This is a genomic window from Emergencia timonensis, from assembly GCF_900086585.1.
In the GTDB taxonomy this organism is placed as follows: Bacteria; Bacillota; Clostridia; order Peptostreptococcales; family Anaerovoracaceae; genus Senimuribacter; species Senimuribacter timonensis.
The window spans coordinates 2,023,331-2,041,862 of record NZ_FLKM01000009.1; the positions used below are offsets into that span (position 1 = coordinate 2,023,331).

At 46.3% G+C, this 18,532-nt stretch carries 14 protein-coding genes and 1 tRNA gene; 1 reads left to right on the forward strand and 14 read right to left on the reverse strand.

Annotation, left to right across the window (positions count from 1 at the left end; genetic code table 11):
- Positions 1-37 precede the first annotated feature (37 nt).
- The 3 genes from BN6539_RS20495 to BN6539_RS22515 all read right to left on the reverse strand — a co-directional run bounded on the left by BN6539_RS20495 (position 38) and on the right by BN6539_RS22515 (position 3,120).
- Positions 38-1,534: an alanine/glycine:cation symporter family protein gene (locus BN6539_RS20495; RefSeq protein WP_067542634.1), complete on the reverse strand. Its 1,497-nt coding sequence runs from the start codon at positions 1,532-1,534 to the stop codon at positions 38-40.
- Positions 1,535-2,223: 689 nt separating this feature from the next.
- Positions 2,224-2,299: transfer RNA gene (locus tag BN6539_RS20500), tRNA-Arg, on the reverse strand.
- A gap of 656 nt (positions 2,300-2,955) precedes the next feature.
- Positions 2,956-3,120, reverse strand: coding sequence for a hypothetical protein (locus BN6539_RS22515; RefSeq protein ID WP_156524190.1), 165 nt, complete (start codon positions 3,118-3,120; stop codon positions 2,956-2,958).
- 133 nt (positions 3,121-3,253) lie between these two features.
- On the opposite strand from BN6539_RS22515, the gene BN6539_RS20505 reads away from it, so the two are divergent.
- On the forward strand, positions 3,254-4,141 hold the full coding sequence (locus BN6539_RS20505; RefSeq protein WP_067542637.1) for a LysR family transcriptional regulator: 888 nt from the start codon (positions 3,254-3,256) through the stop codon (positions 4,139-4,141).
- Positions 4,142-4,153: 12 nt separating this feature from the next.
- Here BN6539_RS20505 and trpS read toward each other — a convergent pair whose 3' ends face one another.
- The 11 genes from trpS to pepV all read right to left on the reverse strand — a co-directional run bounded on the left by trpS (position 4,154) and on the right by pepV (position 18,420).
- Positions 4,154-5,134 carry a tryptophan--tRNA ligase gene (trpS, locus tag BN6539_RS20510; RefSeq protein WP_067542640.1) on the reverse strand — a complete coding sequence of 327 codons (981 nt, stop codon included), beginning with the start codon at positions 5,132-5,134 and terminating at the stop codon, positions 4,154-4,156.
- A 16-nt stretch (positions 5,135-5,150) separates the two neighbouring features.
- Positions 5,151-6,386, reverse strand: coding sequence for a phenylacetate--CoA ligase family protein (locus BN6539_RS20515; RefSeq protein ID WP_067542642.1), 1,236 nt, complete (start codon positions 6,384-6,386; stop codon positions 5,151-5,153).
- A gap of 768 nt (positions 6,387-7,154) precedes the next feature.
- Positions 7,155-8,573 (reverse strand): glutamate synthase-related protein, encoded by a 1,419-nt coding sequence (locus BN6539_RS20525; RefSeq protein WP_067542648.1) that lies wholly within the window; start codon positions 8,571-8,573, stop codon positions 7,155-7,157.
- Positions 8,574-8,751: 178 nt separating this feature from the next.
- On the reverse strand, positions 8,752-9,618 hold the full coding sequence (locus tag BN6539_RS20530; RefSeq protein WP_207645117.1) for a YitT family protein: 867 nt from the start codon (positions 9,616-9,618) through the stop codon (positions 8,752-8,754).
- Positions 9,599-10,942 carry a DNA methyltransferase gene (locus tag BN6539_RS20535; protein ID WP_067542654.1) on the reverse strand — a complete coding sequence of 448 codons (1,344 nt, stop codon included), beginning with the start codon at positions 10,940-10,942 and terminating at the stop codon, positions 9,599-9,601. The genes BN6539_RS20530 and BN6539_RS20535 overlap by 20 nt, the downstream gene beginning before the upstream one ends.
- Positions 10,839-12,728 (reverse strand): YgiQ family radical SAM protein, encoded by a 1,890-nt coding sequence (locus BN6539_RS20540; RefSeq protein WP_067542657.1) that lies wholly within the window; start codon positions 12,726-12,728, stop codon positions 10,839-10,841. The genes BN6539_RS20535 and BN6539_RS20540 overlap by 104 nt, the downstream gene beginning before the upstream one ends.
- Positions 12,729-12,785: 57 nt before the next feature.
- On the reverse strand, positions 12,786-13,868 hold the full coding sequence (locus BN6539_RS20545) for a BMP family lipoprotein (protein ID WP_067542660.1): 1,083 nt from the start codon (positions 13,866-13,868) through the stop codon (positions 12,786-12,788).
- A 62-nt stretch (positions 13,869-13,930) separates the two neighbouring features.
- Positions 13,931-14,566: an NUDIX hydrolase gene (locus tag BN6539_RS20550; protein WP_067542664.1), complete on the reverse strand. Its 636-nt coding sequence runs from the start codon at positions 14,564-14,566 to the stop codon at positions 13,931-13,933.
- A gap of 313 nt (positions 14,567-14,879) precedes the next feature.
- Positions 14,880-15,302, reverse strand: a complete 423-nt coding sequence (locus BN6539_RS20560) for a hypothetical protein (protein ID WP_067542670.1) — start codon at positions 15,300-15,302, stop codon at positions 14,880-14,882.
- Between the two features lie 155 nt (positions 15,303-15,457).
- A complete protein-coding gene (locus tag BN6539_RS20565; protein ID WP_067542673.1) occupies positions 15,458-17,005 on the reverse strand; it encodes a YfcC family protein in 1,548 nt (515 codons plus the stop codon).
- A 44-nt stretch (positions 17,006-17,049) separates the two neighbouring features.
- Positions 17,050-18,420, reverse strand: coding sequence for a dipeptidase PepV (gene pepV / locus BN6539_RS20570; RefSeq protein ID WP_067542676.1), 1,371 nt, complete (start codon positions 18,418-18,420; stop codon positions 17,050-17,052).
- Positions 18,421-18,532 lie beyond the last annotated feature (112 nt).

An 18,532-nucleotide genomic window follows, 5' to 3' on the forward strand; every position in this document is an offset into this window, starting at 1 on the left:
AGAGCTGCCGGTTGGCAGCCCTGCTCCATTGATTCTGCTATTTTTCCTTTGGTAAAAAGTTAGGATCACTTGGCAGTTCTCCTGACAGATATCTGTCACGGATGCCCCGCCAGGTTTCGGTGCCAGGCCAGTTGAACTTGTCCGGATCAAAGATCGGATCCTTCCCTGCTTTTTTCTGTTCTTCAAAGTCCAGAAGCAGCTTTCTGGCTATCGGCAGACAAGTGATCAGGAAAATCATATTGCCCCAGGTGATCAAACCGATCCCCACATCACCAAAAGCCCATGCAGTCGTACTCTCAATGACACCTGCGTATACGACAAATGCCAGAAACAAGATCCTAAGCCCCATGGTCGCCCACTTTGGCGTTGTGCCTTTGAAGAAGAAAGTCAAAGTAGATTCGCAGTTGTACATCTGGTTCATGCAGGTAGTGAATGCAAAGAACACGAGAGCGATGGAAATGAATCCAGGCCCCCAGGAGAACACCGTGCCAATGGCTGCCTGAACCCATGGAGCGCCGGGATCTGCGTTTTCACCGAGGATGCTTGACTGAATCAAGTATTCGCCGGATTCACCCACACAGTTGAATACATTGGTCAGAATCATGATGATACCTGTTGCAGTACAGACAAACAGGGTGTCGATGTATACGGAAAACGCCTGAACCAAGCCCTGCTTAGCGGGATGTGATACTTCCGCCGCGCCGGCAGACGGCGTTGCTGTGGACATGCCTGTTTCAGAGGAATAGACGGCCCTCTTTGTTCCCCAGATGACCGCGCTGCCCAGTGCCCCGCCAAAGACAGATCCCGGTGTGAAAGCGGATTTGAAAACCAGTCCGAAAGCCGCCGGTACGCTGGTAATGTTCAGTGCCAGAATAATCAGCGCAACGATGATGTAGGCTGCTGCCATGACAGGCACGACGATTTCGGCAAAACGTCCGACTCTCTTTGAACCGCCGAAAGTAATGTAAGCGACAAGGGCTGCCATGACGACTGCCGTCACCCACACTGGAACGTTAAAAGAAGTGTTCAGCGCCTGTGCGCAGGCATTCGCCTGCAGGCAGTTTTGTGTCATAGCTTCTGCTGCGATGAATATGACGCCATAAATCAGGCCAAAGGCTCTGATATTGAACCGCTTGCCAAAATAGTAAGCGGCGTTGCCTCGATACTCTCCGTCCCTTACTTCCTTGTAAAGCTGTGACATAGAGCATTCAATAAAGGATGTCGCTGCGCCAAAGATGGCCACCATCCACATCCAGAAAAGCGCTCCCGGCCCGCCAAAGCAAATCCCTGTAGCGACGCCGGCGATATTGCCGGTTCCTACACGGCCGGCGATAGCCAGGCAAAAAGATTGAAACGAGGAGAGCCCCGTATCGGATGACTTACTGCCAAAAAGCATCTTTACCATGATTTTGATGTGCCTAAGCTGCGGAACCCGCAAAACGATGGTAAAAAGCAGCCCACCGCCCAGGCAGAGGATCGGTAAAGGTGTCGCCCACAAGATGTCGTTCAACGTGGTCACGATAGAATTAAACATAACTTAACCTCCTAATTAAATGATAATTGCTGGTACCAGATTGATAACGGACGACATAGAAAATAGCAATAAGCGTGCCAAAGGAAAGTCATTGACACGCTTATCATGCGTCTGCCTCAAGAATCCAGTTGCATTTACTGGATTAATAATTATTCAAAATATTTTTAATTCTCTCGGATTCGTTCACAAAGGAGGAAGATTATGTCATAAAGGCTAGAAATTTGGGCGATTCCAGATTGCATCAAAAATGCACCCCTGCATAAAACGTCTAAAACACAATGAGCGTGACTTTATTTGATGCCGGCAAAGAAGTATAACCCTTGTCAGTGCAAAGCAGGATAAGCTTTTTATTCTGCATAAAAGGGTGTAACAGTGGGTGCAACACTTGAATGCAATGAATTGTATTAAATCGCATATTTTTTTACAGCAATTTTCATTCAGCGCAAAATAAAAAACCACCGATACTATTGAATTTTCAACGTATTTCGATGGTTTTTCTATGGTGCGCCTAACAGGATTTCGTGTCCGCTTCGCAGCCACCGTTCTGCGGCTCCTCTTTCGGTCGCCTTGAACCGCTCGCTATTCGCAAGCTCCACCGGACTTGCGAACTTCACCCTCGCGCCTTTTCAGGTTCGAATCCTTCAATTCCTATGCGCAAAAAAATAGATAGGCAGGAGCCTATCTATTTTTGGTGCGCCTAACAGGATTCGAACCTGCGACCTTCACATTCGGAGTGTGCCACTCTATCCCCTGAGCTATAGGCGCATATTATTTTTTAGAGATTCAATGGATGCTTCCTCGCGACAACGTATGCTTCGCATACTCCTCCGCTCACGTTGTTCGCTACGCTGTCCGTTTTGCCTAGCCGATTGCGACGCTCACGGGGCAAAAAGGCAACACCGTTTTAAATCAACGCGTTCATTATATCACAACTTGCACAAAAAGAAAAGTTCACTTTCTAATACTTTTTAGATTGCCCTTTATTCTGTGTTCATTCAAGATGCTTCAATACCAAGCTGACGATCATCAGGTTTACTGCTGGCCATGTTACGCAGATTTCTTTAAAATAGCCATTTCTGTTATGCAATCCACCTCAAAACCTTCTGTTCTGCTTAACTGACTCCATATCCAGCCCTCTGTGTTACGCAGATTTTTCTAAAATAGCCATTTCCGTTATGCATTCCCCTTCAAAGTCTCTTGTTCTGCTTAACTGACTCCACATCCAGCCCTCTGTGTTACGCAGATTTCTCTAAAATAGCCATTTCTGTTATGCACGCCATCCAGGAGTCTCCTGTTCTGCTTAACTGTCAGGCAGCTGGAATATTTCTCTGTAACATCAATCCAAGGTTGGTCAAAAGAAAACTCCCATACCCGGCGGGCACAGGAGCCATCTTTTATCTTTTATCTAAATTTGTAAACAACTATGCACTTTGTTCGTCGGATTTAACCGCATTGTCCTTGATTAGGTATTTTTCCCACGGCATCGAAACATCTTCAGCTCTTCTTTTGTAGTTTTCCATAATAAAATCTCGCTGTTCCGCGCGGTTATATTCGATTCCCTTTAAAATTTTGTAAATTGCCTTCATATCTGACACCTCCCCCTTCACTTCTCTATTTGTCTTTTCTTTTTAATCATAGTATAATACTTTTATTAATACATGTAAAACGAGAATTTCCGCTATCAATTTACAGAAAAACTTTTACCCTGCAGGAGGGACTATGAATAATCCAAAATACAACGCATTTCTAAAGGTTGCAGAGATGGGCAGCATCAAACATGCCGCCGATCTTCTGGGCTATACCCAGACGGGTATGAGCTATCTGATCAACACATTAGAGGAAGAACTGGACATCAAGCTCTTCGTCAGAAATTATGGCGGTACCGTCCTCACCGCAGAAGGCAAGGAATTGCTTCCTTTTATCAAAGGCATCTGCAACATGGAAAATCGGCTGTACAACAAGGTCAACGAACTGAAAAACCTGGACTCCGGCCGCCTCACCATCGGGGCGCCTGCCAGCGTCCATATCAACTGGCTGCCTGGCATGATCAAAATGTATTCTGCACTCCACCCGGGAATCGACATCGAAATCAAGTGCTGTGACGACGCTAACCTTCTGGAAGAGATGATTTATGACGGCGACATCGACTGTGGTTTCATCATCATGCCGCCAAAGAAAAAAATCGAAACTGTAGAACTGATCGACGATCCCATGGTGGCAATTCTGCCTATGAATCATCCCCTGGCAAAAGCGACCTTTTTTCCCATAGATGATCTGGACAAGTATCCATATATCGACACCACAGTCAGTACTGATTTTGAAGTCCACGCCGTCTTCGCCAGCCACGGCAAAAAAGCCAATATTGCATACCGTCTGGACAACGAATTCAGTATTCTGTCCATGGTAAGCCAGGGATTCGGATTCAGTCTCTATCCCGAATTGCTGCTGAAAAACGTTTCTTTTCCTTTCATTAAAAAAAGGCTGGAGATTCCAGCCTTCAGAACCATCGCCTTTGCCATCAGATCCAAAGCGACGTCTTCCACTGCGGCGCTAAACTTCTTAGACACCGCACAAATATGGCTGCGGCTCAACGAAGGCCGCAGATGAATTCGTTTTGTGTTACAGACCCAGCCCGAAGTTCTCTTTCACCCTCTTCATGGTCTTGACAGAGATGGCGTTCGCTCTTTCAGCGCCATCCCGGAGGATCTCAAGCAGTTCGTCAGAATGTCTGATTTCTTCATATCTTGCTTTGATCGGAGCCAGGGCTTCTACGGTGACCTCGACCAGATCTTTTTTGAAGTCGCCATATCCTTTGCCATCGTATTCCTTTTCCAGTTCATCCAGGGATTTGCCGGACAAAACGCTGTAGATATTCATCAGGTTGCTGATTCCCGGCTTGTTTTCTACATCAAATTTAACAATACCCTCTGAATCGGTAGTCGCTTTCATGATGGACTTTTTGATTTTTGACGGCTCATCCAGCAGGGAAATTCTGCTGTGAATGTTCTCTGCGGATTTACTCATCTTCTGTGTTGGATCGTCGAGAGCCATAATCCGAGCGCCCTCTTTCAGATACCTTCCTTCTGGAATGACAAAGGTCTTTTTTCTGGTGTTATTAATTCTCGTCGCAATGTCACGGCAAAGTTCGATGTGCTGCTTCTGGTCATTGCCCACTGGCACCACGTCTGTGTCGTAGAGCAGGATGTCAGCCGCCATGAGAACCGGATAAGTGAACAGTCCCGTCGGCGCTGATTCCTGATTCTTGCTCTTAGCCTTGAACTGCGTCATTCTGGAGAGCTCTCCAGTATAGGAATTGCAGGTCAAAATCCAGGAAAGCTCCGCATGACCCGGTACATCTGATTGGACAAATACGATGGACTTCTTTGGATCCACACCTACTGCCAGATAGAGAGACGCCACGTCCAGGATGTGCTCTTTCAGTTCCTTGGGATCCTGCGGCAGCGTGATAGCGTGCATATCTACGATACAGTAGAGGCATTCGTGATCCTCCTGCAGCTCCACAAACTGCTTCAATGCGCCTAAATAATTGCCTAAGTGGATATTTCCTGTCGGCTGTACGCCGGAAAACACTCTTTTCATCTTTTTCCTCCCTAAATTAGTATCTATTATCAAAAATTCTCGTCGTTTTCTTTTCACTTCGAGGAAGTTCTCCCATGACGACGCCCATCGGCTTGATCTGCAAGCCTACCTTCGCCTTAAAAGCAGCGCCGACTTCCTTTTCGACAGCTTTTTTATCTGCCCCGTCTTCTGTTTCAAAGAACAGGGTCATGATGTCTTTGCCGTTCATGTGGTCGATCATCACCTGGTACTCACTGCTGACGCCTTTGACATCGCGGAGAACGTCCTCCACCTGTCCCGGATAGATGTTGACACCCTTGACTTTAATCATGTCGTCACTTCTGCCGATGATACGGTCAATTCTCGGGAACTTGGAGCCACAGCCGCACTTTTCAGGAATGATTCTCGACAAATCGTGAGTTCTGTATCTGATCAGAGGCGCGCCCTCTTTGCGCAGGGTCGTGATGACCACCTCGCCGATTTCTCCATCAGGAAGCACTTCGCCGGTCTTCGGGTCGATGATCTCGATATAGACAAAATCGTCCCAGTAATGCATCGGTTCGTCTTTGTGGCAGCTGATGCCGATTCCCGGTCCGTAGACTTCGGTCAATCCATAGATGTCGTAAAGTTCCACGCCCAGTTCATCTGCAATGCGATCTCTCATCTTGTCGCCCCAGCGCTCGGAACCGATGATGCCTTTTCTCAAATGAATTTTTTCTCCGATTCCTCTTTTTTCGATTTCTTCAGCCAGAAGCAGTGCGTAGGAAGAAGTCGCGCAGAGTACGGTACTCTTGAGGTCTACCATCATCTTCAGCTGCTTTGCCGTGTTGCCCGGTCCCATAGGGATGGTCATCGCACCCAGTTTTTCTGCGCCCAGCTGGAAGCCGATGCCTGCAGTCCAGAGTCCGTAACCCGGCGTAATCTGAATCCTGTCCGTGTTGGTGATGCCCGCTGTCTCATAGCATCTCTCAAACATCAAAGCCCAGTCCTCCACGTCTCTCTTTGTATAAGGGATGATAATCGGCGTGCCTGTCGTACCAGAGGACGAGTGGATTCTGACGATTTCCGTGTCAGGCACAGCCTGAATGCCAAGGGGATAGACCTCCCGCAGCTCATCCTTTTCTGTAAAAGGAATGGCTTCGAAATCGGCCTGTGTTACCAGGTCCTCTGTATTTAAACTAGCGAATTTCTTCTGATATAAATTGCCATCATACTGTTTTACCTTGTTGATCTGTCTCTTGATAAGATCGTATTGTTTGTCGTTTAACTGCATTGTGTTTACCTCTTTTCTGATATTCTTGAGTGGGTATGAGGCAATAAAAAAGCCTTTGCCCCATAACGATAAGGGACAAAAGCCATGCTTCTGCGATACCACCCTAATTCGCCTGCCCTCACAGGCAAGACGCACTCTGGACATACTAGCATATGTCATTCGATGTCACGGTCGAATCCCGTCTCCCCTACTCAGCGCTCCGCCTTTCGGTTTGCCCTCCCGAGTCCATTGGCTGCCACGTCCACTGCTGTAATCTCACCATCTACAGCTCTCTCAAAGCGACCTTTGCCAGTTACTACTCTCGGTCATCGGTTTTGATGTTTTCTATTCATTTCTATATTTAGGAATTCTAACACAGCTTTTTGGCAAAGTCAAGAGCAAAAATTGTGCTTTTGCGCTTGTCCTATATACCCCATCCCGGTATATTGACGTGTCTGAAACAAAAAAGTGCCTTAATTGTCCAATTTTCGTCCAAATCGGGCAGATTTGTCTATGCAGGGCAGATCAATTTGCCTTAGAGCCACCCACTGAATCACAAAAGAACAGAAAAACCACACAAAATAGTTCAGAATGATCTGTATATCCCTTTCTAAATCATAAATTCTTTCGTTTTCATTCTCTTTGACGCAGGCATACCCTGTAAAATTTATAAAAAGTGCCAGAATCGGCCTGCTTTTGACCCTTTTATGGCACTTTGCCCACTCTATGAGGAAACCCTGCCTACATAACATGCGCCAGAATCCGTATTGATTCTGGCGCACTCTTTCATTATGCATGTTCAATATCGGTGAACTCAGAAATTTCTCTGCTGATGGTGCACAGGTCATCCACACTGAGATTGTGAATATCTTCATGGCCAGTAATTCGAGCAAAGGTTCTCAATTCGTCCGCACTGATATTTAGGAAATTGGCAACTCTCTGCGCCGCAGCATCTTTTTTGAGGCGTTTACGCAGCTCCGGATCCTGGGTTGCTACGCCGACAGGACAGTTTCCGCTGCCGCAGATGCGATACTGCTGGCAGGCTGCCGAAATCAGTGCCGCAGATGCGATTGCCACTGCATCTGCACCCATAGCGATGGCTTTGGCAAAGTCTGCAGATACCCGCAGTCCTCCGGTGATCACAAGATCGATGTCACTTTGAACGGAGTCCAGGTACTTTCTTGCACGATGCAGTGCATAAACAGTCGGCACGCTGGTCGCTTCTCGCAGGAAAAACGGACTGGAGCCGGTAGCGCCGCCGCGTCCGTCAATCGTGATGAAATCAGGTTCTGCGAACACACAGAATTCCAGATCCTTTTCGATTTTACCCGCGGCGATTTTGATGCCGATCGGTCTGCCGTCTGAACGCTGACGAAGCTGGCTGACCAGATCTTTCAAATCTTCCTTCGAGTTGATGTTTGGAAATTTGGACGGGCTCTGCACATCCTTGCCCTGCTCCTTGCCGCGGATTGCCGCAATTTCGGCAGTCACCTTGTCGCCTGGCAGATGTCCGCCCATGCCCGGCTTGGTGCCCTGTCCGATTTTGATCTCGATAGCGTCCGCTTCCTTCAGATTTTGGTCGTTGACGCTGTAGAGATTCGGTACGTATTCGAAGATGTATTTGTATGCGGCTGCTTTTTCCTCCGGCAGGATGCCGCCCTCGCCGCTGCACATTGCTGTCTTTGCCATAGAGCTGCCCTTTGACAGGGCCTCTTTCGTCTCTTTGGAAAGCGCACCGAAGGACATGTGGGATATGTAGATCGGGCTTTCCAATACCATCGGCTTCGCCGCCTTTTTGCCGATGATCGTCTGTATATTGACAGGCGCATCGTCGTCGAGAGGCGGTGGGTTCAGCTGTGCGCCGAGAAGCAGGATCTCGTCCCAGTTCGGCATGGGCATCTGGGTACTCATAGCAGCATGAAGAGTTTCACCGGACACCGCTATATCGTGAATTTGATCCATGTAACGGCAGCTATCGTCGTGTCTTACAAAGGCCCCATCGTACGCCAGTTCACTTTCCGCTTTTTCCTCTGGTGCCGCTGCCGCTGGCTGTCCTCCGGTCACCGGATTGCCCTCATCGTCCTCGATCATTTCAAAATTGTCAACAGACGATCCACACATGAAACACGCGTCGATGTCGGCAATCTTCATGCCCTCTTTTTCTTCATCAAAGATGTACTTACACACTCTGCATTGATATTTTGCCATTATACGTCCTCCTCTTCATTTCTTTCTTAAGTTCCAGAGATTTTCTATATGATATAATGAACGCACAATCTTACAAGATTGCTCGCAAGGAAGCGTTCATTGAATCGTAATTCAGATTCTATTTTCGATAGTATATTTATGATACCACAGAAATGAATTCAAAACCATGAACGGTTGGTTATATATCTTTCTCAATGCTGGTAAAGCCTTTACCGCTGCCCCAGACCGTATCCACATGAAGTACAGTGACAAATGCCCCCGGGTCTGTCTGGGCCAGAAATTTTTTCAGCAGCATGCTTTCTCTCGGTGAGCAAAGCACTACCAGTTCCTTTTTTTCTTTTCCTGTAAACTCGCCAACGGTTTTTCTGCTGGAGACACCACGATCCAGGCTCTTCATGACGAACTCGATGGTCTCTTCCGCCTTCGACGTGATGATATCCACCTGGACGATTTTCGTCTCAAAACCGTACATGATAAAGTCCACCATCTTTGAAGCGATGAACTGGGTAACCAGGGCATAGAGCGCAATATTTCGACCGTAGATAAAAGCCGAAATGATGATGATGCAGGCGTCCAAAGCGAGGAGAATTTTACTGATGTCCACCTGGGGCATGAATTTCTTCTTGATGATCTTGGCGATGGATTCCGTTCCACAGAAAGCATAACCCCTCCAAAAGACGATTCCATTGCAAACGCCTGAAAAGACACCGCAGAAAATGGCAGCCAGAATCACATCCTTTTCTTCCAATAGTTTAAAATCAAAGAGTTCCAGCACAAACAGGATGGCCGGATACATGATTGTCACGACCAAAACCTTCTTCGCTTCTTTGATGCCGATGGTGGCGATGACGATAATTAGAATGACAAAAGCACCAGCATAATACATCAGAGAAAAATCAAAGCTGACATAGTACTGCATGATTCTCACGATACCCGTCAGGCCTCCGATGGTCAAACCGTTGGGAATCATTACGGCCGTAGTGGCAAAAGCGCCGATGGCGCAGGCTAAAATCAGAAAAAAATAATCAATGATTCTCTGTTTCATGGTTTCTTTCATATCCTATCCTTTCAAACACAACATTTCCAAAAATGTCTACGATCTTTACACAAATGAGACTTTTCTGAGATATAATTTTTTCGTAAGATGTCTCCAGTTCGCCTTTTGTTCTCACAAAGATGACTTCCGGCCGATGAACGCCGTCAGTATAGTGAAAATCGATACTCCAGCCTTCAACCATCTGCAGAGGATCCTCCTTCAGAACCTGTTTTACCTTATCCTTAGACTTTCTCTCAACAGTCTTGGACAGTCCCCGTTCCTTCAAAGAAACCAGACTTATTTTTAAGAGACGTTTATCAGAAGAAGGTATTTCTTCTTCTTTGACTTCTACGACTGCATCTATTTTTGACTTTCCTTCTGGTTTTAAATCAAAAACTTGAAATGATTCTTCCTGTTTAACCAATCTTTTTATGGTGCTTTCAATGGCCAGACTGCCCAGGTCGCAGGCGATAAACTTTCTGTCCATGTTACCCGCTGCCGCCGGCAGCGTACCGCTGCCACAAAAAAAGTCGGCGCAGATATCCCCCTCACGAGTACAGCTTTCGATTATCCGTGAAAGAAGCTGTTCCGGTTTCTGGGTGGCATAACCGGTTCGCTCTGCCGAAGTCCGTCCTACCATGTCTATGTTCCACACATCTTTCATATTCACCATGGTATACCAGCCTGCCTCATCTTTGTATTCTTTGACGCCTTTGAAGCGATAAGGTTTAAACTGTCTGTTGTAAGACTTCTCCTGCAGAGGATAGAATCGGTATTTCCCACTCTTAGCGTACACCAGGATGGTGTCGTGCTTTCTTGCAAAATGTTTCTTGCTGGTTCCGCCTGATTTATAAGTCCAGATGATCTCATTGACAAAATTCTTTTCTCCAAAGACCTCGTCCATGATCACTTTGGCGTAATGAACCACATGCCAGTCCAGATGCAGCCAAATCAGACCGTCATCAGCCAGCAAATCTTTCATCAGATAGAGCCTCACCGCCAGCATCTTCAGATATTCAGAAAGCCCTTTCTCCCATTTATCTCCGTATGCCAGATGCTTGATATTGGTATCTCCCGCTTTGACCACCGCATCGTAGTTAGATTTAGAAAAAAAGGGGGGATCGATATAAATCATCTGTATTTTACCCGCCATCTGCCGTTCATCGAGCAAAGTTTTCATAAAGGCTTTGTTGTCGCCGTGACAGAGCAAATTCCCGCTGCCAGGAGCCTCAGCGCCTACTTCCTCCGTGAGAATCAGCGGTTTTCCTATTACGTTTTTGTACTGTCTTTGACTTTCCCCTACGATCTTTGTAAATTCTCTTATCAGACTCATTCGCCTTACCTCTGTTTCCGCCCAGCAGATAACCTATTAAGTCCTCTCTGCCAGCTTTTTTCAGGGCTTTGATCACAGTGTCTCTATTTTCCCGCTTGTTATAGTGGATCAGCGCCCTCTGCATTTTTTTCTCTTCCATGTCCTTGGCAACATACACCGGCTTCATGGAAAAAGGGTCTTTTTCAGTATAATACATACAGGTTGCCAAAGTGGCCGGCGTGGGGTAGAAATCCTGCACTTGATCCGGCACAAAGCCATATTCTTTTAAAAACAGCGCCAACTCTACAGCATCAGAAAGGGTGCTGCCAGGATGAGAACTGATCAAATAAGGAATCAAGTATTGCTTCATTCCCAGTTTCTCATTGACCTTTCTGTATTCCTCAGCAAAGTCGATGAATACCTGCTTCTCCGGCTTGCGCATATAATAGAGTACTCGGTCAGAAATATGCTCCGGCGCCACTTTCAGGGTGCCACTGACATGGTGCTGACATAGCTCTCTCAAAAAAGTCTTGTCTCTGTCAGCCATGACATAGTCGTAGCGAATACCCGATCGGATAAATACTTTCTTGATTTTATCCAGGGATCTGACAGCCCGCAGCACTTCCAAATAGTCGCTGTGATCCACCTCCATGTTTTTGCATGGATGAGGGTAGAGGCAGTCCTTGTTCTTGCAGACACCGCTTTTTAACTGTTTCTTGCAGGCCGGTTCTCTGAAATTGGCTGTTGGACCGCCGATATCGTGAATATAACCTTTAAAATCCTTTTTTGCAGTCAGTTTCTCTGCTTCTCTGACGATGGACTCCTTGCTGCGGCTTCTCACCTGCCTGCCCTGATGATAGGTCAGCGCGCAAAAACTGCAGCCGCCGAAACAGCCTCGACTGGACACGATGCTGAATTTAATTTCTCTAAATGCCGGTATACCGCCTTCTTCTTCATACATAGGATGATACTCATCTTCAAAGGGAAGTTCGTAGATGTCATCCAGTTCCGTACTGTCCAGTGGCGGCTGCGGCTGATTCTGGATTACATATATCGTGTCCGTATATTTTTCCACCAGCCGCTTACCGTTAATATAGTCATTGCTTCTGTACTGCAGGGCAAAACTTTGACAGTAAGTCTCTTTGGAATCTACAATCTGCTGAAAATCGGGCAGACGCAGCGTATCCTCGTCCATATCGGGGCGGCTGCTTTTATAGCAAGTTCCTCTGATCCAGCAGATATCGCCGACGTCGATGCCTGACTCCAAAGCTTCTGCAATCTCCACAATCGTCCGCTCACCCATACCGTAAATCAAAAGATCCGCCTTGGCATCCAATAAGATGGATCGTCTCACTTTGTCGCTCCAGTAATCGTAGTGACCAAGCCGCCGCAGGCTGGCCTCAATGCCGCCGATTATGATTGGCACCTCTTTGTAAGCTTCTCTCGCTCTGTTGCTGTATACGATGACAGCACGGTCAGGTCTGCGCCCCGCTTTTCCGCCGGGCGCATAATCGTCTGCTTTCCGTCTGCGTTTAAAGACAGAGTAATTGTTGACCATGGAGTCTACTGTCCCACTGTTAATCAAAAACCCCAGTCGGGGTTTTCCAAAGCGCTTAAAGTCCTCCGCAGATTTAAAATCGGGCTGGGCCAAAACAGCTACCCGGTATCCCCTACTCTCCAGGAGCCTGCCGATGATTGCTGTGCCAAAGGAATGGTGATCCACATAACCGTCCCCTGTAACAAGGACGAAGTCCACCTGTTCCCATCCTCTCTCCGCCATATCTTCTCTTGTAACTGGTAAAAACATAGTGATCCTTTCCAAACAAACAAAGGGGCAGGCTTTGCCTGACCCTTGATTTTAAGGTTAATTCATTGTAACATAAACGAAATTCAATTGTCTCTTCTGAATCAGCCCGCTGACTTTCTGAGCGTCTTCACTGGATGCAATTTTCAGCTCCCCGCTCTTCAGACTTTGATAGAGCGCATCATAACTCTCCTGCTCAAAAGCTTCAAATCGTGAAGTTTTTAAGGCAAGGCCCACTGCATCCTCAGCAATGCCTAATACTAGATTCTTGCCACCAGTAAATACTCCATTGTAAAATGCTGCAAGTTCCGCCTGCACAGCAATCCCGCATTCTTTCACTGTCGAAGTAAGAACATTTTTAGACGTGGCATTCCGATCATAGCCGCATCCGATGACCTTTGCTCCAGCAATATCTGCCTCTGCTTTGACGGAATCAAAGACTTCATTTCCACAGGCGAATATCACCTCGGTTCCTTCTTCGTACCAGGTTTCCGCTTTCTTCTGAATCTTCGCAGCCGTATCGCCATCCTTCTTGTAGCTGTAGTTGACATCTACAGTAACGCCGATATCTTCCGCAGCATCATTGCAGCCTTGGATAAACCCATAACCATAGTTTTTCATCGATGCGGCGGCGCCGTCACCGATAAAGCCTAGAGATCTGTAGCCATCTTCTACGGCTGCATAACCAGCCAGATAACCCAGCTCATTTTCTGCAAACTTTACGCCGATCGCGTTGGTTCCCGTCTTTTGGTTTCCTTTATCATCTGTCGGATATCCATCGATCAGGAGAAAGGTCTTGTCCCCATATTTCTCCTGGGCAGTGTAGATTACAGGTTCAAATTCCTGGCCGCAGCAGGCGATCACTGACGCGCCGCTTTGAATGGCCTGATCAATCTGTTCTAGTCTGGCATCCGTTGAATCTTCACGAGGTTCATAATATTTATAGGTGAGGCCGTTCTCCTCAGCATATTCTCGCAATCCCTCCCAGGTACTCTGATTATACGCTCCGTCATCGATGGAACTGGACTGAGACGTTGTTATCATGGCAATTTCATAGGTACTGGTATTTTTCTCTTCTTTGCTGCAAGAAAAGAAGGTGACTACCAGTACAACACACATTACTAGTACGAATAGTTTCTTCATTTGCATTCCCTCCAAATTTAGCGTTTTAATTCTTCCCATTAACATTATAGTCTAAGACGCATTTATTTAAAAGGATTTTTTCTCTGGAGGATTTCTATGAAATTCTCGGTAATCCTGGCTGTCAATCCCCAGATAATTCTGCCGTCGATGTCATAGATTGGAATCTGCCAATCTCCGACCCGCCACTGATAGTCCCTGCCGATGCCGACTTTCTCATAGGGAAAGTTTTCATCGATGTCTGTAAAGATGTTTTCGCTGTGGACCTCCGGCGGGTTCTCTACAAACTGCTCCAAAGGCACCAAAAAAATCTCGTCAACCTCTTCGTGAGCCAAATTTGCCTGTTGATACACTTCGTAAGGAATAATCCCCATATAAGTGAATAGGGTATAGTTCGCATAACCGTAAAGAGTATCCCCTTGGCCGATCACCTCAATACGCTCTATTGGCACGCCGATTTCTTCAAAGGTCTCTCGTAGCGCTGTATCTCTCGGATTCTCGCCCCTTTCCACATGTCCGCCTGGAAAGCAAACCTCTCCTGGTTGGGACTGCATGTTCTTCGCTCTCACCTCAAATAATAGGTGCACCCGTCCGTCTTTCTCGACAAAAGGAACCAGAACAGAGAAAAACCTGTGTTTGCCGATGGGTCTTGCATCCCAATCCCTGTAGATGGCTCGAATGTTATCTAGTGTAAAACTCATATGCTTGTCTATAATCCCCCTTTATATAAATTAACATTATAAAAAACGTGGCCATACGTCCTTCTGACCATATTTCCTGAAGATTCCTGTTTCCACATGTCGCCCACAAGGGGCGACGATTCGCAAGGTCCGTTTTTTGCCGTTTCGCTCCAGCTTTAGCTGGCCTGGCGAAACGGACAGCGAAAGGCGCGTTAGCGACTGGAGGAGTGAGCAAAGCGAACGATGAAACATACGGAGATTCCTCCTTCGGACGATATTTTCTAGGAATTAAAAATAAGGGGCGGTAATCCGCCCCTATCCCTGTCAAGATAAATTAGTTAAGTACTTCATATTCTGAGAAATCCACACCAATCATTTCTTCTTTTTCTGCGCTGAGGCTTACTACGAAGTCCATTCCATAATTCTTTGAAATGACTTTCAGTCTGCCAAGGAATTCAGGAATATCTCCTAATGAAAAATCTGCATGCTTGAGAATACTATCGATGTAAACAGTCTCGATATCGTGATCGGAACTGATAATTCCATAAATAAAGCCGATATATTCATCACTGTTTGTGACGTGCTCGTATTCTTCCATGCAGACTACTCTGATCTTATATTTCAAATCGTACATCAATCTTGAATTCTTATTGATAAAGATAAGGCTTCCATTGCTCGTCTCCACCTGCTCGTTTGCAAGATCGATCATTTGTTTTGTTTTTCCTGTTCCTTTATGTCCCACCAATAATTTAACCATGATTATTGTCCTCCCGTTCTTTTGTATTATTGTTATTATACACTAACCCTGAATCACATTCAATGTTTTTTTAGATAAAATACAAATGGAAAAAAATATGCAGAGAAAGCCGTAAAAACTGCCTTCTCTGCAAAAAACATCCTAATGTGTATGGATTAAACGATACCGACATATGGCGCGATAGAAATGATGACTGCCGCAACCACTAGAATTGGTACCAGAATCTTCGCCCACTGCTTGATAAATACATTGTACGGTACGCCCGACATCTCACAGATACCCATGTTGGTGGATTCCGGATAATGTCCGCAGACGAAGTTGATGCCGCAGGTGAATACAGACAATAACACTGTCTGACCGCCCAGGGAACCAGCGCTGGAAGATGCAAACAGGGTGAAAGCCAGTACGCCGAAAATCGGCATGGTGATTCCCGCAACACCACTTGTAGACTGCAGGAAAATACCGATTAGCAGATATACAAGGATACCAGCAACGACAAAAGCCCAAAGCGGTACGCTGCTGAGAATGTTCTGGATCCAGTAGATAAACGTAATGCTCATACCTTCTTCACTGGAACCCATGAAGATAGAGATTCCTCTGGATGCAGCCAGTACCAATACTACGCCTACCAGGTCTCTTGCACCTTCTGCAAAGACAGATACGAATTGTTTTTCTCCCATTCTGTTGATCACGGCTACGACGATAGCGCCGATCAGCCATACAGTTGAAAATTCGTTAAAATACCAATCTCCGAACGGCATAAATTTGTCGGTTCCTACGAAGTTTCCGAGGAAGCTGCCGCTGATGGCGTTCTGCAGGCCATTGACGATGTCATAAGCTGTGCCGTCTCCCACAGGAATGGAGCCCCAAGGGATATAACCGATGATGCAGATCAGGATCATGATGATAAATACAGCCAGAGAGGCCTTGCGGCGTCCAGTCAGTTCTGTGTTTCCCGACTCTGTCTCTGCCAGAGCAGTATGCGTGTCCAGTCCCGCCACACAGGAGAGATCTGGATTCTTCTTTACTTTGTTGGCGTATTTGATGACAGAGAAAATACCCATCGCCAGCATGACGACAAAGAGCAGCAGTCTCAGAGTAATCCCGGAGCCAAGGGACAGCTCGTCGTTGCCGATGGCTGCAACGGCTGCACCGATAGAATAAGGGTTGACCACACTGGCCATGTTGCCGACGGTGGCGCCGATCAAAATAACCATCATACCGGTGACGACATCATAACCGGCTGATACAAAGAGTGGAATAATGACGATTGCATAAGCAGGAAGTTCTTCCCATGCTCCATAAACAGTACCCATCAAAGCGAACACGAACATCAGAATGGTGATGAGGGTGTTTCCTTTGAAACGTTTTACCAATCCGCCGATACCTGCATCAAGGGCACCTGTGCTGTTGAGCACAGCAAGAAAGCCTCCAGAAATCAGAATCGTAATGGCGATATCTGCAGCAGAGATGAATCCTTCGATTGGGGCTAAGAAAAAGTCCCACAATCCTACTGGATTTGTCCCCGCATTTTGTATAATGTTACCATCAGCATCGAAAGCTGCGTTGAAATGGATGATGTTTTCGCCAGCGTCATTGGTGGTAACCACAGACGTCGGTACAAACCAGGTCAAAACAGCGACAATCGCCAGGAATATCATTACGATTGTCAAAGCTGAAGGCATTTTAAATGTCTTTTTCATGATAGTTTCTCCTAATACATATATTTTTTCTTTTGTATGTTTTCTTATTTAGCAAGCTGGTAGATCGCCTCAAGGCAGATTTTCAGCCAGATTTCCAGGTTAGAAAGTTCCAGGCATTCATTGGCCTGATGCATGGTATCCTCCTGGTCTGGAAGCAGGCAGCCGAAAGCGACACAGTTATTCATGGTTCTGGAATAGGTCGCGCCGCCTGATGACATCGGCTGGCTTTCTGTATCTCCAGTAACCTTTCTGTAAGCTTCCATCAGCGTCGTCACCAGCTCAGAGTCCTTCGGTACGTAAAGGGAATTTTCCTTCGATGCAACTTCGTAGTGGTAGCCGCTGTTTTTCAGAGCAGCCTGTACCTTTTCCTCGATTTCTTCTATTGGTAAGCTGACAGGAACTCTACTGTCACAGTAGAGGTTCAGCTTTCCATCTTTGACAAAGATTCTTCCGATGTTCAACGTTAAAGCGCCGGAATCTTCATCAGAAACTGCGATGCCCATTTTTTCACCGTACAGAGAAGTTCCAAAATAATCGTTATAAAATGTAATAATTTCTTTGAGTTCACCCTCAACAGGCAGCTTAGACAGCAGCTGCATCATATAGCTGACAGCATTCTTACCTTTCTGCAGATTCATTGCATGAGCGCTGATTCCCTTCGTATGCAGGACCAGTTTGCCATCCGCAGCTTCATAAGCATAGATAGAAGGGTCTTCACTTTCTGAGATGGCTTTTTTCAACGCTTCTTCCATTTCCAGGGGTAGTGAAACCTTGGCAGAAGAAGGTACAGAGTTAAAGGCGCCGCCGCCTTCTATTTCGATATCTTCTTTGATCGGTCTTGTCAGTATGTACTGCAGCATCCCCATTTCCGCGTAGGTTACTGGAAACTCTGCGTCTGGTGAAAAGGCCAGGGTCGGAAGTTCCGGTTTTACTTCCTTCAGGTAATACTCCATGCATTTCCAATCGGTTTCCTCGTTGGTTCCGAGAATGATACGGATTCTCTTGCTCAAAGGCACATTTAAGTCCTTGAGTATCTTCATCGCATAAAGGCAAGTCAACACAGGTCCTTTGTCATCCAGAGTTCCTCTGCCCCAAATTTTTCCGTCCTTGATGAGGCCTCCCCACGGATCACTTTCCCAGCCGTCTCCAGCAGGAACAACGTCAACATGTCCTAAAATGCCGATGAGTTCTTCCCCTTCGCCATATTCGATGTGACCGACATAGTTATCGAAATTCTCGGTCTTAAAGCCCATCGCTTCACCCATTTTCAGAGCTTCCTGCAGGGCCTTTGCCGGACCTTCTCCAAAAGGCATTCCCGGCTTTGGTTCTCCTTCGACACTGTTAATTCTGCAGAGAACAGAAATATCACGAGCCAAAGGTTCCATGGAATCTTTAATTGCTTTTGTAAAATCCATAAAAATCCTTCCTTTTAATTTGTATAATCTAAAATTAAGACACAGAATATTTTATTTTTATTTCACCAATAATGCAAGTGAATTCGTTTAGAAATCCTTGGAAATTCAATAT

Bases quoted from the DNA above. Each gene is read 5' to 3' on its own strand.
- BN6539_RS20495 (WP_067542634.1), bottom strand. From the start codon at position 1,534: ATGTTTAATTCTATCGTGACCACGTTGAACGACATCTTGTGGGCGACA.
- BN6539_RS22515 (WP_156524190.1), bottom strand. From the start codon at position 3,120: ATGAAGGCAATTTACAAAATTTTAAAGGGAATCGAATATAACCGCGCG.
- BN6539_RS20505 (WP_067542637.1), top strand. From the start codon at position 3,254: ATGAATAATCCAAAATACAACGCATTTCTAAAGGTTGCAGAGATGGGC.
- trpS (WP_067542640.1), bottom strand. From the start codon at position 5,134: ATGAAAAGAGTGTTTTCCGGCGTACAGCCGACAGGAAATATCCACTTA.
- BN6539_RS20515 (WP_067542642.1), bottom strand. From the start codon at position 6,386: ATGCAGTTAAACGACAAACAATACGATCTTATCAAGAGACAGATCAAC.
- BN6539_RS20525 (WP_067542648.1), bottom strand. From the start codon at position 8,573: ATGGCAAAATATCAATGCAGAGTGTGTAAGTACATCTTTGATGAAGAA.
- BN6539_RS20530 (WP_207645117.1), bottom strand. From the start codon at position 9,618: ATGAAACAGAGAATCATTGATTATTTTTTTCTGATTTTAGCCTGCGCC.
- BN6539_RS20535 (WP_067542654.1), bottom strand. From the start codon at position 10,942: ATGAGTCTGATAAGAGAATTTACAAAGATCGTAGGGGAAAGTCAAAGA.
- BN6539_RS20540 (WP_067542657.1), bottom strand. From the start codon at position 12,728: ATGTTTTTACCAGTTACAAGAGAAGATATGGCGGAGAGAGGATGGGAA.
- BN6539_RS20545 (WP_067542660.1), bottom strand. From the start codon at position 13,868: ATGAAGAAACTATTCGTACTAGTAATGTGTGTTGTACTGGTAGTCACC.
- BN6539_RS20550 (WP_067542664.1), bottom strand. From the start codon at position 14,566: ATGAGTTTTACACTAGATAACATTCGAGCCATCTACAGGGATTGGGAT.
- BN6539_RS20560 (WP_067542670.1), bottom strand. From the start codon at position 15,302: ATGGTTAAATTATTGGTGGGACATAAAGGAACAGGAAAAACAAAACAA.
- BN6539_RS20565 (WP_067542673.1), bottom strand. From the start codon at position 17,005: ATGAAAAAGACATTTAAAATGCCTTCAGCTTTGACAATCGTAATGATA.
- pepV (WP_067542676.1), bottom strand. From the start codon at position 18,420: ATGGATTTTACAAAAGCAATTAAAGATTCCATGGAACCTTTGGCTCGT.